We start from the raw sequence: 17,526 nt of genomic DNA, 5'->3' as shown, positions 1-17,526 counted from the left end.
TGAAAGGAAATGCGATGAGCAAGCGCGAATCGTCCAAGTACAAAATTGACCGCCGTATGGGCGAGAACATCTGGGGTCGTCCGAAGTCCCCGGTCAACCGTCGCGAATACGGCCCGGGCCAGCACGGCCAGCGCCGCAAGGGCAAGCTCTCCGACTTCGGCGTGCAGCTGCGCGCCAAGCAGAAGCTGAAGGGCTACTACGGCGACCTGCGTGAAAAGCAGTTCCGCGCCACCTTCGACGAAGCCAACCGCCGCAAGGGCGACACTTCGGAAAACCTGATCGGCCTGCTCGAATCGCGCCTCGACGCGATCGTCTACCGCGCCAAGTTCGTTCCGACCGTCTTCGCAGCCCGTCAGTTCGTCAACCATGGCCACGTCACGGTGAACGGCGTTCGCGTCAACATCGGTTCCTATCGCTGCAAGGCTGGCGACGTGATCGAAGTCCGCGAAAAGTCGAAGCAGCTCGTGATCGTTCTGGAATCGATTGGTCTCGCTGAGCGCGACGTTCCGGACTACATCGAAGCCGATCACAACAAGATGGTAGCGACCTTCGCTCGCGTTCCGACCCTCGCCGATGTGCCCTACGCCGTCGTCATGGAACCGCAGCTGGTCGTCGAATTCTATTCGCGTTAAAAAGCGGATATTTTTCTTGATGATGGAAAAGCCGCTCCTTTCGAGCGGCTTTTTTGTCTTTGGAGCGCCCTATGACCGATCTGCAGGCAATTCTCGACGGCATCCATACGGAGCTTTCGCCGCGTATCGGCGAGGGTAAGGTTGCCGATTACATTCCGGAGCTCGCCAAGGTCGATCCGAAGCAGTTCGGCATGACGATCGCCACCGTCAACGGCGAGGTTCACAGCGTCGGTGATGCGGGCACTGCCTTTTCCATCCAGAGCATTTCCAAGGTCTTCATGCTGACGCTGGCGCTCGGCAAGATCGGCGAAAGCCTTTGGAACCGAGTGGGACGCGAGCCGTCAGGCACCTCCTTCAACTCCATAGTCCAGCTCGAGCGTGAAGAGGGCATTCCGCGTAATCCCTTCATCAATGCTGGCGCGATCGCCGTCAGCGATGTCGTGCTGTCTGGCCATGCGCCGCGCGAGGCGATCGGCGAGCTCCTGCGCTTCGTACGCTATGTAGCCGATGACGAGTCGATCACCATCGACGACAGGGTAGCGCGCTCGGAGACGCAGACAGGCTTCCGTAATTTCGCGCTCGCCAATTTCATGCGCGCCTACGGTAATCTCGATCATCCGGTCGAGCATGTACTCGGCGTCTATTTCCACCAGTGCGCGCTTTCGATGAGCTGCGAACAGCTTGCCAAGGCGGGGCTCTATCTTGCGGCGCGTGGCAGCAATCCGATCACAGGCCATTCCGTCGTTTCGCCGAAGCGGGCGCGGCGCATCAATGCGCTGATGCTGACCTGCGGCCATTATGACGGCTCCGGCGATTTCGCCTATCATGTCGGCCTTCCCGGCAAGAGCGGCGTCGGCGGCGGCATTCTCGCCGTGGCGCCGGGTATCGGATCGATTGCCGTCTGGTCGCCGGGCCTGAACAAGGTCGGCAATTCGCAGCTCGGCGCCGTGGCGCTGGAAATGCTGGCTGCGCGCACCGGCTGGTCGGTGTTCGGCGATTGATGCGGTGTCTTCTTTCGGCGCTTTCTGCTATCAGCGTGGCGAGGCACTGAGGACGACGGAATGAACATCGCGACGACGGTAATGGACGAGATCGATATCGAGGCTGAGGACGGCGCTGCTGCCGTGCATCCGATGTTTTCCGATGCGCCTCGATCCGTCTCCTTCAACAAGCTTCGCAAGCGCCTGCTGCGGCAGGTGCGTCAGGCCCTGGAGGATTTCCAGATGCTGAAGGGGCAGAAGCGCTGGCTTGTCGGCCTTTCCGGCGGCAAGGATTCCTACGGGCTGCTGTCGATCCTGCTCGATCTCAAATGGCGCGGCCTGTTGCCGGTGGAACTGATCGCCTGCAATCTCGATCAGGGCCAGCCGAACTTCCCGAAGCATGTCCTGCCGGACTATTTGACGAAGATCGGCGTCGCGCATCGCATCGAATATCGCGACACCTATTCCATCGTGAAGGAAAAGGTGCCGGAGGGTGCGACCTATTGTTCGCTCTGTTCGCGCCTGCGCCGCGGCAATCTCTATCGCATCGCGCGCGAAGAGGGCTGCGATGCGCTGGTGCTCGGCCATCACCGCGAGGATATTCTCGAAACCTTCTTCATGAACTTCTTCCACGGCGGTCGCCTGGCCTCCATGCCGGCAAAGCTTCTCAATGATGAGGGCGATCTGATGCTGCTGCGCCCCCTCGCTTACGCCGCCGAAGACGACCTCGCCAAGTTCGCCGCCGCCATGCAGTTTCCGATCATTCCCTGTGACCTCTGCGGCTCGCAGGACGGGCTGCAGCGCAATGCGATGAAGGATATGCTCGCCGATATCGAGCGGCGCATGCCGGGCCGCAAGGATACGATGCTGCGGGCGCTGGCGCATGTGAATCCGTCGCATCTGCTCGATCCCAAGCTCTTCGATTTTGCTGGGCTGATGACTGGACAAACCGACGCCGATTAGGCGGTTTTGCCACACCAGCGTCATCGAATCGGTCATAAGAGGAGGCCTCTCCCAAGATAAAGGCCTTCCATGACTTTCTCCGATACAGACTTCGACCATCTGATGACGATCGTTGCCGAGGCGGCGGCGCGGGAAATCCTGCCGCGGTTCCGCAATCTGGGTGATGGCGACATATCGGAAAAGACGTCGGCCATCGATCTGGTGACTGAGGCAGATCTGCTGGCCGAGCAATACATCACTGCGGCGCTGAAGGCGCGCTTTCCCGGCGCTCTCATCGTCGGAGAAGAGGCCTATGAGGCCGACAAGTCCGTTGTGCCGGCACTGGCGCATGCGGATCTGGCCTTTACCATTGATCCGGTGGACGGCACATTCAATTTCGCGGCAGGGCTGCCGGTATTCGGCACGATCGTTGCTGTCGTCGCCAAGGGCGAGACGATCGCCAGCGTCATCTATGATCCGGTACTCGGTGACACCGTTACCGCCATGCGTGGTGCGGGCACCTTTCTGCGTCGTGGCAAGGGGCAGGCGAGGCGGCTTTCGGTTGCCGCACCCGCTGCGCTGAGCGCCATGACCGGCGCAATATCCTGGGGGCATATGGATGAGCCGGAGAGGTCGCGTATCTGCGCCAATCTCGCCAAGACACGCATGACCTTCTCGCTCAATTGTTCCGCCTACGAATACTGGATGGTGGCATCGGGCAAATGGCATTTCATCGGCCATTCCAAGCTAATGCCCTGGGATCATCTTGCCGGCGTGCTGGCGCATCAGGAGGCCGGCGGCTATACGGCCAAATTCGATGGCACACCATACCGCCCCGGCGAGACCACCGGCGGCATTATCTCTGCGCCGGATGAGGATAGCTGGCAAATGATCCGCCGCGAGATCATCGGCGCCTGACAGGAAAGGACCATATCATGACATCGCCCGTTGACATCACTACCCTTGCTCATGTGTTGCGCCGCGCCGCGCAGATGGAGATCCTGCCGCGCTTCCGCAGACTTGGCAGCGGCGATGTTCGCGCCAAGAGCGAAGCGACCGATCTGGTGACCGAGGCTGACGAGCGTGCCGAGCGCATGGTGAAGGCCGAGGTGTCGCGGCTCTGGCCCGAGGCGCTCTTCATCGGCGAAGAATCTGTTGCCGCCGATCCCGCACTGCTCGACAAGCTGCCGGATGCGGATCTGGCCATCATCGTCGATCCTGTCGACGGCACGTTCAATTTCGCCTCGGGCATCCCCGCCTTCGGCGTTATGGCATCGGTGATCTCCAAGGGTCAAACGGTCGCTGGCATCATCTTCGATCCGATGGGCGACGACTGGGTGCTGGCGGAGCGCGGCAGCGGCGCATGGCTGCGTCGCCCCGACGGCGAGACGCTGCGCATGAGGGTTACGCAATCGGTCGCGCTGGAAGACATGGTCGGCATGGCATCGACCGGCTTCCTGCCGAAGGACAAGCGCGCGGAAGTCATGGGCAATCTCGCCAAGGTGCGCTACTCCACCAACTATCGCTGCGCGGCGCACGAGTATCGCACGCTTGCCGGCGGCCATGTCCACTATCTGATGTACAACAAGCTGATGCCCTGGGATCATCTCGCCGGCGCGCTGATCTCGCAGGAAGCGGGCGCTTATGTGCGTCGCTTCGACGGCTCGCCCTATCTGCCGCATCATCTCGACGGAGGCTTGCTCGTCGCGGTGGATAAGGATTCCTGGGAATTGCTGCGGCGTGAGGTTTTCACCGTCTAACAGGCCGCATCGAGCCGGATCGGATAGTCGGCGCGGCTACTTGGAAAGTCGCGTCGGGAAGGCTATCTTCGCCGCAACAGGCAAGGACTGCGATCGGCGCTTGCCGAGAGGATGAGGCAGATGTCCGAAACGAGCCGCAAGCTGACCACCATCTTCTGCGCAGACGTGCAAGACTATACGCGTCTTATGGGCAAGGATGAGGAGGGGACGCTTGCGACCCTTCGTCGTTATCGGGATGCAATGACGCGGCTCATTGAAGCGCATGGCGGCCGGGTGATCAATACCTGGGGCGACGGCGTCTTCGCCGAATTTCCAAGCGTTGTGGAAGCCGTACGGGCGGCAATCGACGTCCAGAACGAACTGGCCGGCTACAATGCCGCCATGGATACCGAAAGACAGATGCTCTTTCGCATCGGTCTCAACCTTGGCGATGTAATCGCTGATGGCAATGATCTCTACGGCGATGGAGTCAATATAGCCGCTCGGCTTCAGTCGCGCGCTGCGGCGGGCGGTATCGTCATCTCGAATACCGTCTACGACCAAGTGCGGAACAAGGTCGCGGTCGGCTTCGATTTTCTCGGTCAGCTCGAGGTCAAGAACATCGAAGGCGGCGTGCCGAGCTATGCGGTGCGGGTCGGCGGCGTGCAGGTCGTCGACACTTCAGTTGACGATCGCGCCAGACCGCAACCGGTTCGCATGCCCGAGGACACAACGAAAGAACCCGTTTTATTGGATTGGCGGCGGAGCTATGGCGCGCTGTTCGTTGTCGCGGTCGGACTTGCCGCGCTGAACGCGTTGACATGGCATGGCGAGTTCTGGGCAAAGTGGCCCATACTCGCGCTTACCTGGGTTGGGGCGCTCCGTTTTGCGCGGAGCAACAAGCGGATCGACATCGTTATCGCCCGCATGATTGTCACCGGCATCGGCATCGTCGCGATCAACATTTTCACCTGGCAGGGCACACCCTGGGCGATGTGGCCACTCTTCGGACTTGCGATTGCCGCGGCGCTGCGTTGGGTCAGCCGTTCGCGCAGCGACGCGTAAGAGAGTGCGCCGTTCAGACGTGCCCCATGCCCGGCTCCAGTGCCGGCGTATCACCGGGATGGGTGAAGAGCTTGCCACGTTCGGCCCATAGCGTCGCGACGATCGTGAGCGCACCGAATATGGTAAAGCCAGCGATCATCGGCTGAGCGGTGCCATCGAACATCTGGCCGACGATGCCGCCGAGCAGAACGCCGACGGTGGTCGAGACCGAGCTGGTGATGGCAGCCGCGGTGCCCGCCAGGTGTCCCATTGGCTCGAGGCTGATGGCCATGAAGTTGGTGGTGATAACAGCGAACATCATCAGCATGATCGAGATCAGCACATAGATGAACGTGAAGCTCGGCTGACCGAACATCCCGACGACGTAGCCGACAGCGCCCAGGACGGTGAAAACGATCATGGCGGCGTGGGAAATGCGCCGCATGCCGAAGCTACGCACGAAATAACCATTGGCGAACTGCGCCACTGCCGTGCCGGCTGCCGTCGCCGCAAAGGCGATCGGAAACGTGTCCCCGAGGCCGTAGACTTCACCGAATACCTGCTGCACCGAGACGATATAGGCGCAGATCACACCCGTGTAGAGCGTCAGGCCGATCATGTAGCCACAGGTGATGCGGTTGGTCAGAACCGTCTTGAAACCGGAGACGACCGAAGCGACCGAGAGCGGCAGGCGCTCTTCTGTCGGAAGCGTTTCCTTCATGCGGAAGAAAGCGACCAGGAAAAGACCGGCGCTGACTATGCCGATCAGGATGAAGATCCATTGCCAGTTGGAATAGGCAACGATCACCTGGCCGACGAAAGGTGCGACCATCGGCATGATCATGAAGACGATCATGACATAGGACATGACGCGCGCCATTTCACGACCGCCGAAGCAATCGCGGACGATTGCAAGCGTGGTGATGCGCACGGCTGCGGCGCCGACGCCCTGTGCGAAGCGCAGAGCGAGCAGCGCGAAGAGATTGCCGCTCCAGGCCGCCGCAAACAGCGTCACCGTATAAAAGGCCAGGCCTCCGAGCAGAATGCTACGGCGGCCATAGGTATCCGACAGGCTGCCGAAGAAGAGCTGGCAGATGCCGAAGCCGAGGAAGTAGACGCCGATGACCAGCTGCGTGTCATTGGGGTTGGCGACATTAAGGGATTGGCCGATGTTCGGAAGTGCCGGCAGCATGCTGTCGATGCCCATGGAAATGCTCGCCGTCATCAGCGCGATGATGATGATGAATTCGACGATGCCGAGGCCGATACGATTGGAGCCGGATTGCGCCGGCGTGTGTTCTTGAGGCGGGGTCATATGAATTTGCCTGTCAATGCAAAGCGAGGGATTGATCGGCCGGCGGTGGCGCATTGTGCGGACGGAAGAGGCGCCCCTTTTCGGCAATCAGCACAAACATCAAGCCGATCAGCGAGACGGTGAAGTAGCCGATGACCATCGGCGTCGCCGTGCCATTAAAATATTGGCCGATGCCGGCGCCGATCGATGCGCCGCCGACCGTGCTCATGAAACCGAGCACCGAGGAGGCAGTTCCGGCGACATGGCCGAGCGGCTCCATGGCGAGCGAGTTGAAATTGGAACCGATCCAACCGAACTGGAACATCGCCAGCGCGAAGAAGATCATGAACAGCGGGAAGGGCATCGGGGCAGGGCCATTAAGCTGCACCATCAGCCAGACAAAGGTAATGAAGGAGAAGCCGAGCAAGGCCGCATGCGACAGCCGCCGCATGCCGAAACGGCCGACGAGCTGCGAGTTGATGAAGGATGACAGAGCCATGAAGAGCGCCACGCCACCAAAGGCGACGGGGGTGTAGACGCCAAGTCCGTAAATGCCGCTGTAGATCTGCTGGGCCGAGTTGATGAAGCCGAACAGCGCGCCGAAGAGGAACGTGCTGGCGATGGTGTAACAGAGCGCGACGCGGTTCGTCAGGACCATGCGGAAGCCGGATGCAACCGACCTGACGGTCAGCGGGCGGATATTTTCGGGCTTCAGTGTTTCCGGAAGGCGGAAATACATCCAGAGACCGACCAGGGTCGCCATGGTGCCGATGAAGACGAAGATCATGTGCCAAGTGCTGATCAGCAGGATGATCTGGCCGCTTCCCGGCGCGATGACCGGAACGATCATGAAGACCATCATGATCAGCGACATCACCTCGGCCATCAGGCGGCCGCCGAAAACGTCGCGGACGATGGAAATGGTGATGACGCGCGTCGCTGCCGAACCCAGCCCCTGAATGAAGCGCAGGGCGAGCAGACCGGCGAAGGACGGAATAAGGGCAATGCCGAAAGCGGAGATGACATAGACGACAATGCCGATCAACAGGGGAATGCGGCGGCCGAAGCGATCTGACAACGGACCGTAGATAAGCTGCGCCGAGCCAAATCCGATCAGATAGGCTGTTACCACGTATTGCCGATGGTTCTCGTTCTCGACACCGAGACTGGAGCCGATCTGCTGGAGAGCCGGAAGCATGATGTCGATGGCCAATGAATTGATCGCCATCAGGAAGGCCGCGAGTACGATGAACTCGCGTTTGCCCATGGGCAGTTGCCCATGGGACATAGCCTGGGATGTAGTCGTCACGGTTTTATTCCCATAAACATATCAAGGCGCTGCCCTGCAGCAGCGCCTTTCGATCGAAGTGAACTATGGAAACCGGACGAGAGCCCGGTGACCGGTCAGGAGGCGGCGCGAACGCTGATGCCGTTTTCCTGGAAGTGCTGCTGCAGCTCGCCCGCCTGGAACATTTCGCGCACGATATCACAGCCGCCGATGAATTCGCCCTTCACGTAGAGCTGCGGGATTGTGGGCCAGTTGGAGTATTCCTTGATGCCCTGACGAATCTCGGCATCAGCAAGGACATTGATGCCCTTATAATCGACGCCGATATAGTCGAGAATTTGGACTACCTGGCCCGAGAAGCCACATTGCGGGAACTGGGGCGTGCCCTTCATGAAGACAACAACATCGTTGTTCTTTACTTCATTGGCAATGAATTCGTGAATGCCGCTCATTTTCCAGTCCTTTCACATGCGGGGTCAAGGCCCACAGCGTTAAATCTCTTTCTTAAATAGCAAGCGACCGGCTCGATTTCCAGCCGCAAAACGTACCACGCGTCGTTTTCATCGCATGAATGGATTTTCGGCATCAGCGGTTAAGAAAGATGGCCGAATCCGTCGATTAGCTACTTTTCTTGAACAGTGCGTTTTGAAATAGCCTCTTCAACCTGAGAGCTGAACAACACACATAAAATCGAGGCAAGGGTTGATTAATATTAGGTTGCTATTAATTTTACATGCGGCCGGTATGTTTGTTAGAGTCAGTCGATTTATGCGGTTTGGCGCGTATCGGTCCTTTGCGAAGATTGCATTGCATTTGAGGGAGCGGACACCATGAGCCATCATCATTATACCGAGGGCCAGGTTGGTGAGGAGCGAGAGTTTTACGGTACGGAAGAGACTAGCGACGGCGAGCGGGAATATTATGAGCATGTGCGCACGTCAAAAGCCTCGATATTGAACAGTGCCTTTACCGTCAGCGCCATCGTTTTGATTCTAAGCATCGCTTTCGGTTATCGCGCGTCGACCGCGCCGACGCCGCAACCGCCCGTGGCTTCGGTCATCGAAAAAATCATGACTGCGCCCCCCGCGGATCCGTGTTCTGACATCTCGCCCTATCCCGGCCGGGAATGCTGATCTGATTCGAGCTTTCAGCCTCAGACGACGGAAGTTTCACTCGTTGTAGCGGTGCGGCGAATGGATAGCTTTGCATTGCGCTGCCATGAAAAAGCCAGCAGGCCGTGGTCTTGGCGGTCGCTTACGTGTATCTGCCGCTGAAGCGCGTGCTGGGGACCAACGACAATATGGATAGCATCAAGAAGCGGGTGGTTCTCCACTTCCCTGGCTTTGAGCCGCTGGATGCGGCGGCGCATCGGGCGCGCTACGAGCGCTCGGCCAGGCAAAGCGCCGGCGTGTGGGATTATTCGGTCACCGTGGACGAGCTGAAGAGTTTCGGTAGGGCACCCTATTTCGATGTGACTGCCGAAGCTGCGGATTGGCGGACGCAAAGCCGTGTCCATATTGTCGACCATAACGACCTGGTTGCGGCGTTGAACGGCAGGCCATTCTTCACGCGGCTGGCACAGGGCTATCTGGCGGCCGCAAAGGTTATCGTTTCCGGAGGGATGACAGGCTATTTCCGCCATGCATGGCGTTTCGGCCTGTTTTTCATATTTCCGTTTCTCCTCATGTTTGTCGGGCTGCTGCTCAGCCTGTCGATAGCATTCTTGCCGTTCATGTTGGGGCTGGCCGCCTGGAGCCATATCGGCAGCATCGCCTTGGCCGTCGCTTTCTTCGTCTATGCCTTTCTGCCGCAGGCCGAAAGGTTGCATACGCTGCATCTCTTCTCCGACTGGGAGATGGCCGTGGCGATGGCGGGGCTGAACGGAATCGGCAACGAGCAATGGCTGGAGACCTGCGCGATCGGCGTGCGTCAGGCGCTGGATGAGCCCGGCGTCGATGAATTCGTCATCTCCTCGCATAGCATGGGCTCATCCGTGGCGGCGCATGTGATCGGTCTCCTGCTTGAGCGGGAGCCTGAGGTTTTTCGTGACAAGCGCGTGGTGTTTGCGACCTTGGGGAGCGCCATCCTGCAATGCGCCCTCATGCGGTCGGCGGCGGTGCTGCGCTCACGCGTTGGCTTGCTTGCGCGCTGCAAGGAGATGTTCTGGGTGGACGTTCACTGTCTGACCGACGCGATCCATTTCTACAAGACAAAGGTCGTGGCGGTTTGCGGGCATGCCGATGACAAGCAGCCCGCGATCCTGTTCGTGCGTTTCAAGAAAATGCTGACAGCGCAGCACTACGCCAAGATCAAGCGCGATTTCCTGCGTGTCCATCGGCAATATGTGCTCGGGCCGGACGTGCGGGCATTCTTCGATTTTACGCTGATGACGGCTGGCCCATTGCCAGCCTCCCGCTTTGCGGAGTTTTCGGCGAACAACATGCCGGAGCTGACGTTCAACTCCGGCAGCGAGTTGCAGGCAGCCTCAATCGGGCGCTGAGGTCTGCAGCGCCAGGGCATGCAGCACGCCGCCCATATTGCCCTTCAGGGCATCATAAACCATCTGGTGCTGCTGCACGCGGCTTTTGCCGCGAAAGGCTTCCGCGACAACTTCGGCGGCATAGTGATCGCCGTCTCCGGCCAGGTCGCGAATGGTCACCTTGGCTCCGGGAATGCCGGCCTTGATCATGTCTTCGATATCGCCGGGGTTCATTGGCATTGGTGGTGTACCTCGATCTATTCAGCGGCAGCGAGAGCGCTGCCATCCATGAAGGCAGGAAACCACGATTCATGCGCGTCGCGCAACTGCTCAACCGGAAGCGACAACAGGCCATCGATGACGAGCGCATCGCCGCCGACAGTGCCAAGACGACGGAACGGCACGCCGGCGCTTTCCGCATTGATGCAGACGAAATCGGCGACATCGGCCGGAACGGCGATGACGTAGCGGGCCTGATCCTCACCGAAAAGTGCCGCATGCGGTGGGGTCTTGCTTTCGGTCAGGTCGATGCGCAGCCCCTTGCGGGACGCGATGGCCATTTCGGCAAGGGCCAGCGCCAGGCCGCCCGATGAAATGTCATGGCAGGCCGTGACCTGGCCGTTGCGGATGGCCGAACGGATGAAATCGCCGTTGCGGCGCTCGGCGAAAAGATCGACTTCCGGAGCGGGGCCATCGGTCGAACCCAGAATATCGCGGAGATAGATCGAAGAGCCGAGATGGCTGCCGTCGAGGCCGATCATCAGGACGCTGTCGCCTTCGGAGGCGGCGCCAATGCGGGCCATCGTCTTCCAGTCCGGCAGCAGGCCGACGCCGGCAATGGTGGGGGTCGGCAGGATCCCGACGCCATTGGTTTCATTGTAGAGCGAAACGTTGCCCGAGACGATCGGGAAATCGAGCGCGCGGCAAGCTTCGCCGATGCCTTTGATCGCGCCGACGAACTGTCCCATGATCTCTGGCTTTTCCGGATTGCCGAAGTTCAGATTGTCGGTCGCTGCAAGCGGCTCAGCGCCGGTTGCCGTGATGTTGCGCCAGCATTCGGCGACGGCCTGCTTGCCGCCCTCGAACGGGTCGGCCTCGACATAACGGGGCGTGACGTCGGAGGAGAATGCCAGCGCCTTGGTCGGATGGCCTTCGACGCGCACGACGCCGGCGTCGCCGCCCGGGAGCTGCAGCGAGTTGCCCTGAATCAGGGTATCGTATTGCTCGTAGACCCAGCGGCGGCTCGATTGGTTGGCGGAGCCGACCAGCGACAGCAGAGCCTGGCCGTAATCCTCAGGAGCCGGTACCAGATCGGCGGGCAGGGCGGCGCGCTTGTCGGCTTCCCGCCATGGACGGTCGTATTCCGGAGCCTGATCGCCGAGATCCTTGATCGGCAGGTTGGCGACTTCCTCGCCCTGATGGATGACGCGGAAGCGCAGGTCATCCGTCGTCTTGCCGACTATGGCGAAATCCAGGCCCCATTTGACGAAGATCGCCTTGGCGACGGCTTCCTTTTCCGGCTGCAGCACCATGAGCATGCGCTCCTGGCTTTCCGACAGCATCATTTCATAGGCCGTCATCTGCTCTTCGCGCACCGGCACCTTATCGAGGTCGAGCTCGATGCCGAGATCGCCCTTGGCACCCATTTCGACGGCAGAGCAGGTGAGGCCGGCGGCGCCCATGTCCTGGATGGCGATGACGGCACCGGTCTGCATCAGTTCGAGGCAGGCTTCCAGCAGGCACTTTTCGGTGAAGGGGTCGCCGACCTGAACCGTCGGGCGCTTCTCTTCGATCGATTCGTCAAACTCGGCCGATGCCATCGTCGCGCCGCCGACGCCGTCGCGGCCGGTCTTGGCGCCGAGATAGACGACCGGCAGGCCGACGCCCTTGGCTTCCGACAGGAAAATGGCGTTCGATTTGGCCAGACCAGCCGCAAAGGCATTGACCAGGATATTGCCGTTGTAGCGTGCATCGAATTCGACTTCGCCACCGACTGTCGGGACACCGAAGGAATTGCCGTAGCCGCCGACGCCGGCGACGACGCCGGAGACGAGATGGCGGGTCTTCGGATGATCCGGCTCGCCGAAGCGCAGCGCGTTCATGGCCGCGATCGGGCGGGCGCCCATGGTGAAGACGTCGCGCAGAATGCCGCCGACGCCGGTCGCAGCACCCTGATAGGGCTCGATATAGGAGGGGTGGTTGTGGCTCTCCATCTTGAAGACGACGCAATCGCCGTCATCGATATCGACAACGCCCGCATTTTCGCCCGGGCCCTGGATGACGCGCGGACCCTTGGTCGGCAGAGTGCGGAGCCACTTCTTCGAGGATTTGTAGGAGCAATGCTCGTTCCACATGGCCGAGAAGATGCCGAGCTCTGTAAAGGAAGGCTCGCGGCCGATCAGATCCAGAATGCGCTGATATTCATCCGGCTTCAGGCCGTGGGCGGCAATCAGTTCGGGGGTGATCTGGATCGAATTTGAAATGGTCATGGGCGCTCGAGGGTCCTTGCCTGTAAGGGGTTTGAAGGCCGGTCAGGGGATCGAGGTCTCTTTAGCGCAAGTCAACCTGTCGTGCGACAGGAAAATCGCCGGCGTTCGCAGCACGCCGACATTGATAACAGGCAAGTCGTGAGCACGACCATTCGCGGCCGTTCTCGGATCGTCAGAATTTATAGCCGACCAAAACGCCGACACGCGTCATGCCGCCATTCGGACCGTCGCAGAGATTGGCGTGCGAGGAATGCGCGATCTGCGCCATCATATTCCAATGGCTGTCAAAATTGTAACCAATCCCGGCATATTCGTGGAAAAGCAGGCGACAACCAAGCAGCGGACCATGTTCGGTCCAATCATCGAGATTGCCTGAATGTACCGTTCCACCGAAGCCAGCTTCGGTGAAGATGCCGTTGCTATGCGTCAGCGTCCAGGAAAGACCAGCATAAACCTGGGTCGCCGAGCCGGCTGTGCCGATCGAGGTTCCCAAATGGATGCGCGGATGCGCCAACTGATCCTTCCAACCAGCGGTTGGATTGTAGCCGAACGGATTGAAGAGCACCTGCACATCCGGAAACACGCCGTTTTCGTGATCGTTTCCGCTCTGGATGGAGCCGCTTGCTCCGAAACGCAGTTCGTCGAAAATCTTAGGGCTGGCGGCGACGGGAACCGTATCTGCAGCGGTTGCAGCGGACTGACCCGCGATGAATATGGAACTGATTGCCAGAAAACTCGTAACTAAACGCTTGCACAAATTGCCTGCTGAAACGCTGTCAATGGCCATGCACTCCCCCTAGTACGGCGGGCGAATCATTTCACATAGTTAAAATGGTAGCGTGCTAGGAGTCGAGAGAGAAGAGCCGGGATTTTGCAAGATAGCTGTCGATAAAAACGACGAGGCTTGCTTAAATGTGACTGTCGTAACCGGCCGAGCCGTTTTCCAGCAACCGCCGTAACGTCATGAAGCCGGCGGCGACATCTTCTCGTTGTCGCGGCGATGAGAATGCGACGCGAACGCGATGATAGACCTTCTCCATGCGCGCGGCCTTGAATTCATCCTCATCGTCGATGAGCACGCCCTCGGCGATGGCGGCATTCTTGAAAGTGCCTGACAGCCATGGTTCGGGCAGCTTCAGCCAGAGAAACGGCAGATGCGGATGCGAGTTGAACTCAAATCCTGACAGGGCGTCCCGCGCCAGTTGCTCGCGAGCCTTGATTTCCTCGACCGACTTGCGGCGCAGCTCCAGCGCGTGACCATCGAGCACGAGCCGGGCGCAGGTTTCCGCCAGGATGAAAGGCAGGCCGCCGGTCGTCATCTTGTGCGTAACCTTGATTCGCTGGGCGAAATGCGGCGGGCAGGCGACCCAGCCCCCACGCACGCCCGCTGTAACGGACTTCGACAGGCTGCTGACCACGAAGGTGCGTTCCGGCGCGATAGCCGCCATGAGCGGGTTCTGGTCGCCGGTCATGGCGCCATAGAGATCATCCTCGATCAGCCAGACGCTGTGGCGGCGTGCGATGGCGGCAATTGCGCGCCGGCGTGCTTCCGGCATCGTCACGAGCGTCGGATTGTGTGCCGTCGGCATCAGAAAGGCCAGACGTGGATGCTGCTGCTGGCACAGCCGCTCGAAATCGTCGGGGTTGATGCCGTGCTCATCGGAATCCACCAATACCGACCGGCGTCCGAGGAGGCGGGTGGCGCGGCTGATCTGCGTATAGGTCAGGTTCTCGAAGACGATCTTGTCGCCGGGCGAAGTGACGGCCGAGATGACGGCGATGGCGCCGGCATGAGCGCCCAGCGTCGGCACGACGGTCTCGATTGCCGGCTGCCAGCCGTTGCGGGCAAGCCAGATCTGTCCCGCCTCAAACCAGCTCGTCGGGAAATTCCGCGAGTAGGAGGAAATCTCCGACTGGTGCTCGTTGCTGATATCCGCAAACAGTTTGCCGATGATCTCGCCCTGGCCGATATCGGGGGCGGCCGTCGTATCGAAGCGTATCCTGGCATCAGGCGTATTCAGGCCGCGGGTGCCGGCAAGCGCCTGCGTGATCGGATCCACCTGTTCGATCTGCTTGCCGTTCGAGCGCTCCAGCACATAGGTACCGCGGCCGACTTCGCCCGCCACCAGGCCGCGCTCATGCACGAGCGCGTAGGCCCGGCTCACGGTGCCGATGGTGACGCCGATATCATAGGCGAGGTTGCGTTGCGGCGGCAGCTTCGTGCCGGGCGGCAGAACGCCGTGGGTGATCGCGTTCTCGATGCTGTCGGCAACACGGATATAGACCGGCCCATTGCCGCTGGAAATGTCAGGGAGCCAATTTGTCATAATGACAATTTGCTATATTGCATCGCGCACGGAGTCAATACTAAGTGACAATCGTATCGTTTGGCTCGGTACTTCGAGAAATGTCACCATCAAGCGAGCATTGAAATGAGTACAATAGATACAATCCGTCCTGCCCAAGCCAAGGATGCTTTCGCCGCGGGCCGGGACACGAGGGCAGCGCAGCCAAAGTCGCGCGCGGCGCATCGGCTCTGGACGTCCTTTTTGCTGTGGATGCAGAAACGCGAAAGCCGCTGTGTCCTGCGGGAATTGACGGATGATCAGCTACGCGATGTCGGGCTGACGCGAAGCGAGGCGAGGACCGAGGTCAGCAAGTCATTCTTCTGGGATTGAAATGGGATGGCGTTCGCGCCTGCCATGGCGGGACGTTTGCAGCTTAGCTCAGGCCCAGAATGGAATGGACGAAATCGGCGCGGTCCGCGACGCCGACTTTCGGCAGGATATGAATCTCATAGCCGAGTGCGGGATAATCGACGCTGAGCCGCTCGTATTCGGCAATTGCCTCGGACAGGTCATGTCTTCGTTCGCGGTCGCCGACGTATATTTCCGGCCAGGGCGGGGTGAGGAAGACATGCTTGTTGTAGCGGTGCAGCTGACCGTATGACGTCAAAGCGGGCTCACCCGTCAGATGCTCGAGGGCTGATGCGGCGTCGATCAATCCCCTGTCGAAAAAGACGATACCTGGAAATGTTGCCGCTGCCTCGCGGTCGGCTAGTGACATGTCGATTGCCCGGCGCACGAATGCCGCGGTGTCCACCCACGGCAGAGCCGAGCCGCCGCTGTTCAGCTCTTCCATAACGATGCGACGACCGGGCTCCTCGACCACGTGGTGTCCATGAAGCCTGAGCGCTTCGAGCAAGGTCGATTTACCGCCGCCCGAGCAGCCTGAAAGAATGACAAACCTGTCCATGACAATGATCCCTGGAGTTGAGGGTACGTCATGCGTCGGCTGCAGTGTCTGAGTGGAAGCGGAGCTTCTTCAGACCATCGGCCTAACTGCAGTTCTTCGAACCCGCAGCCCAGCGATTGACGTCGCCCGTGATACGGCCGCCGGAAGCGCCGTTCATCATCGGACCGAAGGCCTGCAATTGGGCCGGGTTGCCTTCCGCTTGGACAACCAGGGACGGTCGGCCGGTCGGATGTTTCTTGTCGACAACGAGAATGCGCGGACGACCGGTAAAGGAATTGAGTTCCGGAGCGAGTTGATAGCCGGCAAAGGCCGGATCGGCCGATTTGAACCAGCAGGCGTTCGAATTGATCATGACGCGCTCCATCGTCGACAGGGCGCTGTGATCGGTGGCGCTGATGCTCGGCGGACGCGGGCCGCACGACGTGACCAGAAGCCCAAGCATCGTGATGGCAGCGGCGGAGTAAAGTCCTGTCAGGAGGCGAGGGCGCATCAATTTCTTTCCAACGAAGCGGTTAGGGCTGCTCTTTGCCCGAGGGTTGCCGGAGGCAACGATAACGACGTCCCTGCTGTTTGGCGCAAAGACGTCGATTTTAAGATTTCGGAGCCAAGCCCGACGATCTATCAGGCCGCGATCACGCCGAGTGCCGAGGCGAAGAGACCGCGGCCGTCGTTGCCGCCATGCGCAGCCTCGATCAGGTTTTCCGGATGCGGCATCATGCCGAGCACATTGCCCTTGGCATTCATGACGCCGGCGATGTCGTTGACAGAGCCGTTGGGGTTCGTGCCTTCGGCATAACGGAAGACCACCTGGCCGTTGCCTTCGATCGCTGCCAGCGTCTCGGGATCGGCGAAATAGTTGCCGTCGTGATGTGCCACGGGGCTGCGGATGATCTGGCCCTTGGCGTAGGCGCTGGTGAACTCCGTGTCGGCATTGACGACTTCGAGTTTCACTTCGCGGCAGACGAATTTCAGCGAGGCGTTGCGCATCAGCGCGCCGGGCAGCATGCCGGCTTCCAGCAGGATCTGGAAACCGTTGCAGACGCCGAGAACCTTGACGCCCTTGTCGGCCTTATCCTTGATCGCCTGCATGATCGGCATGCGGGCTGCGATCGCGCCGCAGCGCAGATAATCGCCGTAGGAGAAGCCGCCGGGAATGACGATCAGATCGACGTCCGGGATGTCGGTTTCGGTCTGCCAGACAGTTACAGGCGCATGGCCGGAAATCTTGGTCAGCGCCGCGATCATGTCGCGATCGCGATTGAGGCCTGGGAGTTGGACGACTGCTGATTTCATGATGCTGGTCCCGCAAGAGGCTAGGGGTAATCGCTGGAATGTGCTTCGTGAGCCATACTCCATTGCCTGTTGCAAAGGAAGAATGGCCGGC

The 17,526-nt window shown here is 60.1% G+C and carries 19 protein-coding genes; 9 read left to right on the top strand and 10 right to left on the bottom strand.

Annotation, left to right across the window (positions count from 1 at the left end; translation table 11 throughout):
* The first annotated feature begins 14 nt into the window (after window positions 1–14).
* From rpsD to FHT29_RS13605, 6 genes are all read left to right on the top strand, one after another.
* Window positions 15–632, top strand: a complete 618-nt coding sequence (gene rpsD / locus FHT29_RS13630) for a 30S ribosomal protein S4 (protein WP_037202369.1) — start codon at window positions 15–17, stop codon at window positions 630–632.
* A 71-nt stretch (window positions 633–703) separates the two neighbouring features.
* Window positions 704–1,633 carry a glutaminase gene (locus FHT29_RS13625; RefSeq protein ID WP_037202367.1) on the top strand — a complete coding sequence of 310 codons (930 nt, stop codon included), beginning with the start codon at window positions 704–706 and terminating at the stop codon, window positions 1,631–1,633.
* 60 nt (window positions 1,634–1,693) lie between these two features.
* A complete protein-coding gene (gene ttcA / locus FHT29_RS13620; RefSeq protein ID WP_047556605.1) occupies window positions 1,694–2,575 on the top strand; it encodes a tRNA 2-thiocytidine(32) synthetase TtcA in 882 nt (293 codons plus the stop codon).
* A gap of 69 nt (window positions 2,576–2,644) precedes the next feature.
* Window positions 2,645–3,472, top strand: a complete 828-nt coding sequence (locus tag FHT29_RS13615) for an inositol monophosphatase family protein (protein WP_092573793.1) — start codon at window positions 2,645–2,647, stop codon at window positions 3,470–3,472.
* A 17-nt stretch (window positions 3,473–3,489) separates the two neighbouring features.
* Entirely contained in the window at window positions 3,490–4,314 is an 825-nt protein-coding gene (locus tag FHT29_RS13610; RefSeq protein WP_037202364.1) for an inositol monophosphatase family protein, read from the top strand.
* A 120-nt stretch (window positions 4,315–4,434) separates the two neighbouring features.
* Window positions 4,435–5,358, top strand: coding sequence for an adenylate/guanylate cyclase domain-containing protein (locus FHT29_RS13605; protein ID WP_037202363.1), 924 nt, complete (start codon window positions 4,435–4,437; stop codon window positions 5,356–5,358).
* Window positions 5,359–5,371: 13 nt separating this feature from the next.
* Here the strand turns inward: FHT29_RS13605 and FHT29_RS13600 are convergent, their stop codons facing one another.
* The 3 genes from FHT29_RS13600 to grxD form a co-directional block, all read right to left on the bottom strand.
* On the bottom strand, window positions 5,372–6,652 hold the full coding sequence (locus tag FHT29_RS13600; RefSeq protein WP_047556609.1) for a multidrug effflux MFS transporter: 1,281 nt from the start codon (window positions 6,650–6,652) through the stop codon (window positions 5,372–5,374).
* 13 nt (window positions 6,653–6,665) lie between these two features.
* Window positions 6,666–7,898 carry a multidrug effflux MFS transporter gene (locus FHT29_RS13595; RefSeq protein WP_037202360.1) on the bottom strand — a complete coding sequence of 411 codons (1,233 nt, stop codon included), beginning with the start codon at window positions 7,896–7,898 and terminating at the stop codon, window positions 6,666–6,668.
* A 137-nt stretch (window positions 7,899–8,035) separates the two neighbouring features.
* On the bottom strand, window positions 8,036–8,371 hold the full coding sequence (grxD, locus tag FHT29_RS13590; protein ID WP_034504827.1) for a Grx4 family monothiol glutaredoxin: 336 nt from the start codon (window positions 8,369–8,371) through the stop codon (window positions 8,036–8,038).
* Window positions 8,372–8,749: 378 nt separating this feature from the next.
* Between grxD and FHT29_RS13585 the strand changes: the two genes are divergently transcribed.
* Both FHT29_RS13585 and FHT29_RS13580 read left to right on the top strand, forming a co-directional pair.
* Window positions 8,750–9,052, top strand: a complete 303-nt coding sequence (locus FHT29_RS13585; protein WP_037202359.1) for a hypothetical protein — start codon at window positions 8,750–8,752, stop codon at window positions 9,050–9,052.
* 167 nt (window positions 9,053–9,219) lie between these two features.
* Window positions 9,220–10,419: a hypothetical protein gene (locus FHT29_RS13580; protein WP_047556791.1), complete on the top strand. Its 1,200-nt coding sequence runs from the start codon at window positions 9,220–9,222 to the stop codon at window positions 10,417–10,419.
* On the opposite strand, the gene FHT29_RS13575 is transcribed toward FHT29_RS13580, so the two are convergent.
* The 4 genes from FHT29_RS13575 to FHT29_RS13560 all read right to left on the bottom strand — a co-directional run bounded on the left by FHT29_RS13575 (window position 10,405) and on the right by FHT29_RS13560 (window position 15,214).
* A complete protein-coding gene (locus tag FHT29_RS13575; protein WP_004108912.1) occupies window positions 10,405–10,638 on the bottom strand; it encodes a BolA family transcriptional regulator in 234 nt (77 codons plus the stop codon). The genes FHT29_RS13580 and FHT29_RS13575 overlap by 15 nt on opposite strands.
* A gap of 17 nt (window positions 10,639–10,655) precedes the next feature.
* Window positions 10,656–12,887 carry a phosphoribosylformylglycinamidine synthase subunit PurL gene (gene purL / locus FHT29_RS13570; RefSeq protein ID WP_037202357.1) on the bottom strand — a complete coding sequence of 744 codons (2,232 nt, stop codon included), beginning with the start codon at window positions 12,885–12,887 and terminating at the stop codon, window positions 10,656–10,658.
* A 172-nt stretch (window positions 12,888–13,059) separates the two neighbouring features.
* Entirely contained in the window at window positions 13,060–13,674 is a 615-nt protein-coding gene (locus tag FHT29_RS13565) for an acyloxyacyl hydrolase (RefSeq protein ID WP_080760516.1), read from the bottom strand.
* Between the two features lie 121 nt (window positions 13,675–13,795).
* Window positions 13,796–15,214, bottom strand: a complete 1,419-nt coding sequence (locus tag FHT29_RS13560) for a PLP-dependent aminotransferase family protein (RefSeq protein ID WP_047556612.1) — start codon at window positions 15,212–15,214, stop codon at window positions 13,796–13,798.
* A 105-nt stretch (window positions 15,215–15,319) separates the two neighbouring features.
* Between FHT29_RS13560 and FHT29_RS13555 the strand changes: the two genes are divergently transcribed.
* On the top strand, window positions 15,320–15,565 hold the full coding sequence (locus FHT29_RS13555; protein WP_037202354.1) for a DUF1127 domain-containing protein: 246 nt from the start codon (window positions 15,320–15,322) through the stop codon (window positions 15,563–15,565).
* A gap of 43 nt (window positions 15,566–15,608) precedes the next feature.
* On the opposite strand, the gene FHT29_RS13550 is transcribed toward FHT29_RS13555, so the two are convergent.
* From FHT29_RS13550 to purQ, 3 genes are all read right to left on the bottom strand, one after another.
* On the bottom strand, window positions 15,609–16,142 hold the full coding sequence (locus FHT29_RS13550; RefSeq protein WP_047556614.1) for an AAA family ATPase: 534 nt from the start codon (window positions 16,140–16,142) through the stop codon (window positions 15,609–15,611).
* An 82-nt stretch (window positions 16,143–16,224) separates the two neighbouring features.
* Window positions 16,225–16,632: a hypothetical protein gene (locus tag FHT29_RS13545; protein WP_037202352.1), complete on the bottom strand. Its 408-nt coding sequence runs from the start codon at window positions 16,630–16,632 to the stop codon at window positions 16,225–16,227.
* 131 nt (window positions 16,633–16,763) lie between these two features.
* Window positions 16,764–17,435 carry a phosphoribosylformylglycinamidine synthase subunit PurQ gene (gene purQ / locus FHT29_RS13540; protein WP_037202351.1) on the bottom strand — a complete coding sequence of 224 codons (672 nt, stop codon included), beginning with the start codon at window positions 17,433–17,435 and terminating at the stop codon, window positions 16,764–16,766.
* Between the last annotated feature and the right edge of the window lie 91 nt (window positions 17,436–17,526).

Origin of the sequence: Rhizobium sp. SG741 (assembly GCF_012275435.1) — a bacterium.
Classification (GTDB): Bacteria; Pseudomonadota; Alphaproteobacteria; order Rhizobiales; family Rhizobiaceae; genus Rhizobium; species Rhizobium lusitanum.
The sequence above is the reverse complement of the archived record's forward strand: the minus strand, read 5'-3'. Positions and strand labels throughout refer to the sequence as shown.

Excerpts from the sequence above, each read along its gene's own strand:
- ttcA (WP_047556605.1), top strand. The coding sequence starts at position 1,694 with ATGAACATCGCGACGACGGTAATGGACGAGATCGATATCGAGGCTGAG.
- FHT29_RS13595 (WP_037202360.1), bottom strand. The coding sequence starts at position 7,898 with ATGGGCAAACGCGAGTTCATCGTACTCGCGGCCTTCCTGATGGCGATC.
- FHT29_RS13585 (WP_037202359.1), top strand. The coding sequence starts at position 8,750 with ATGAGCCATCATCATTATACCGAGGGCCAGGTTGGTGAGGAGCGAGAG.
- FHT29_RS13600 (WP_047556609.1), bottom strand. The coding sequence starts at position 6,652 with ATGACCCCGCCTCAAGAACACACGCCGGCGCAATCCGGCTCCAATCGT.
- FHT29_RS13610 (WP_037202364.1), top strand. The coding sequence starts at position 3,490 with ATGACATCGCCCGTTGACATCACTACCCTTGCTCATGTGTTGCGCCGC.
- FHT29_RS13580 (WP_047556791.1), top strand. The coding sequence starts at position 9,220 with ATGGATAGCATCAAGAAGCGGGTGGTTCTCCACTTCCCTGGCTTTGAG.
- purL (WP_037202357.1), bottom strand. The coding sequence starts at position 12,887 with ATGACCATTTCAAATTCGATCCAGATCACCCCCGAACTGATTGCCGCC.
- FHT29_RS13545 (WP_037202352.1), bottom strand. The coding sequence starts at position 16,632 with ATGCGCCCTCGCCTCCTGACAGGACTTTACTCCGCCGCTGCCATCACG.
- FHT29_RS13550 (WP_047556614.1), bottom strand. The coding sequence starts at position 16,142 with ATGGACAGGTTTGTCATTCTTTCAGGCTGCTCGGGCGGCGGTAAATCG.
- FHT29_RS13605 (WP_037202363.1), top strand. The coding sequence starts at position 4,435 with ATGTCCGAAACGAGCCGCAAGCTGACCACCATCTTCTGCGCAGACGTG.
- rpsD (WP_037202369.1), top strand. The coding sequence starts at position 15 with ATGAGCAAGCGCGAATCGTCCAAGTACAAAATTGACCGCCGTATGGGC.
- FHT29_RS13615 (WP_092573793.1), top strand. The coding sequence starts at position 2,645 with ATGACTTTCTCCGATACAGACTTCGACCATCTGATGACGATCGTTGCC.
- FHT29_RS13625 (WP_037202367.1), top strand. The coding sequence starts at position 704 with ATGACCGATCTGCAGGCAATTCTCGACGGCATCCATACGGAGCTTTCG.
- FHT29_RS13565 (WP_080760516.1), bottom strand. The coding sequence starts at position 13,674 with ATGGCCATTGACAGCGTTTCAGCAGGCAATTTGTGCAAGCGTTTAGTT.
- FHT29_RS13560 (WP_047556612.1), bottom strand. The coding sequence starts at position 15,214 with ATGACAAATTGGCTCCCTGACATTTCCAGCGGCAATGGGCCGGTCTAT.
- grxD (WP_034504827.1), bottom strand. The coding sequence starts at position 8,371 with ATGAGCGGCATTCACGAATTCATTGCCAATGAAGTAAAGAACAACGAT.
- FHT29_RS13575 (WP_004108912.1), bottom strand. The coding sequence starts at position 10,638 with ATGCCAATGAACCCCGGCGATATCGAAGACATGATCAAGGCCGGCATT.
- FHT29_RS13555 (WP_037202354.1), top strand. The coding sequence starts at position 15,320 with ATGAGTACAATAGATACAATCCGTCCTGCCCAAGCCAAGGATGCTTTC.
- purQ (WP_037202351.1), bottom strand. The coding sequence starts at position 17,435 with ATGAAATCAGCAGTCGTCCAACTCCCAGGCCTCAATCGCGATCGCGAC.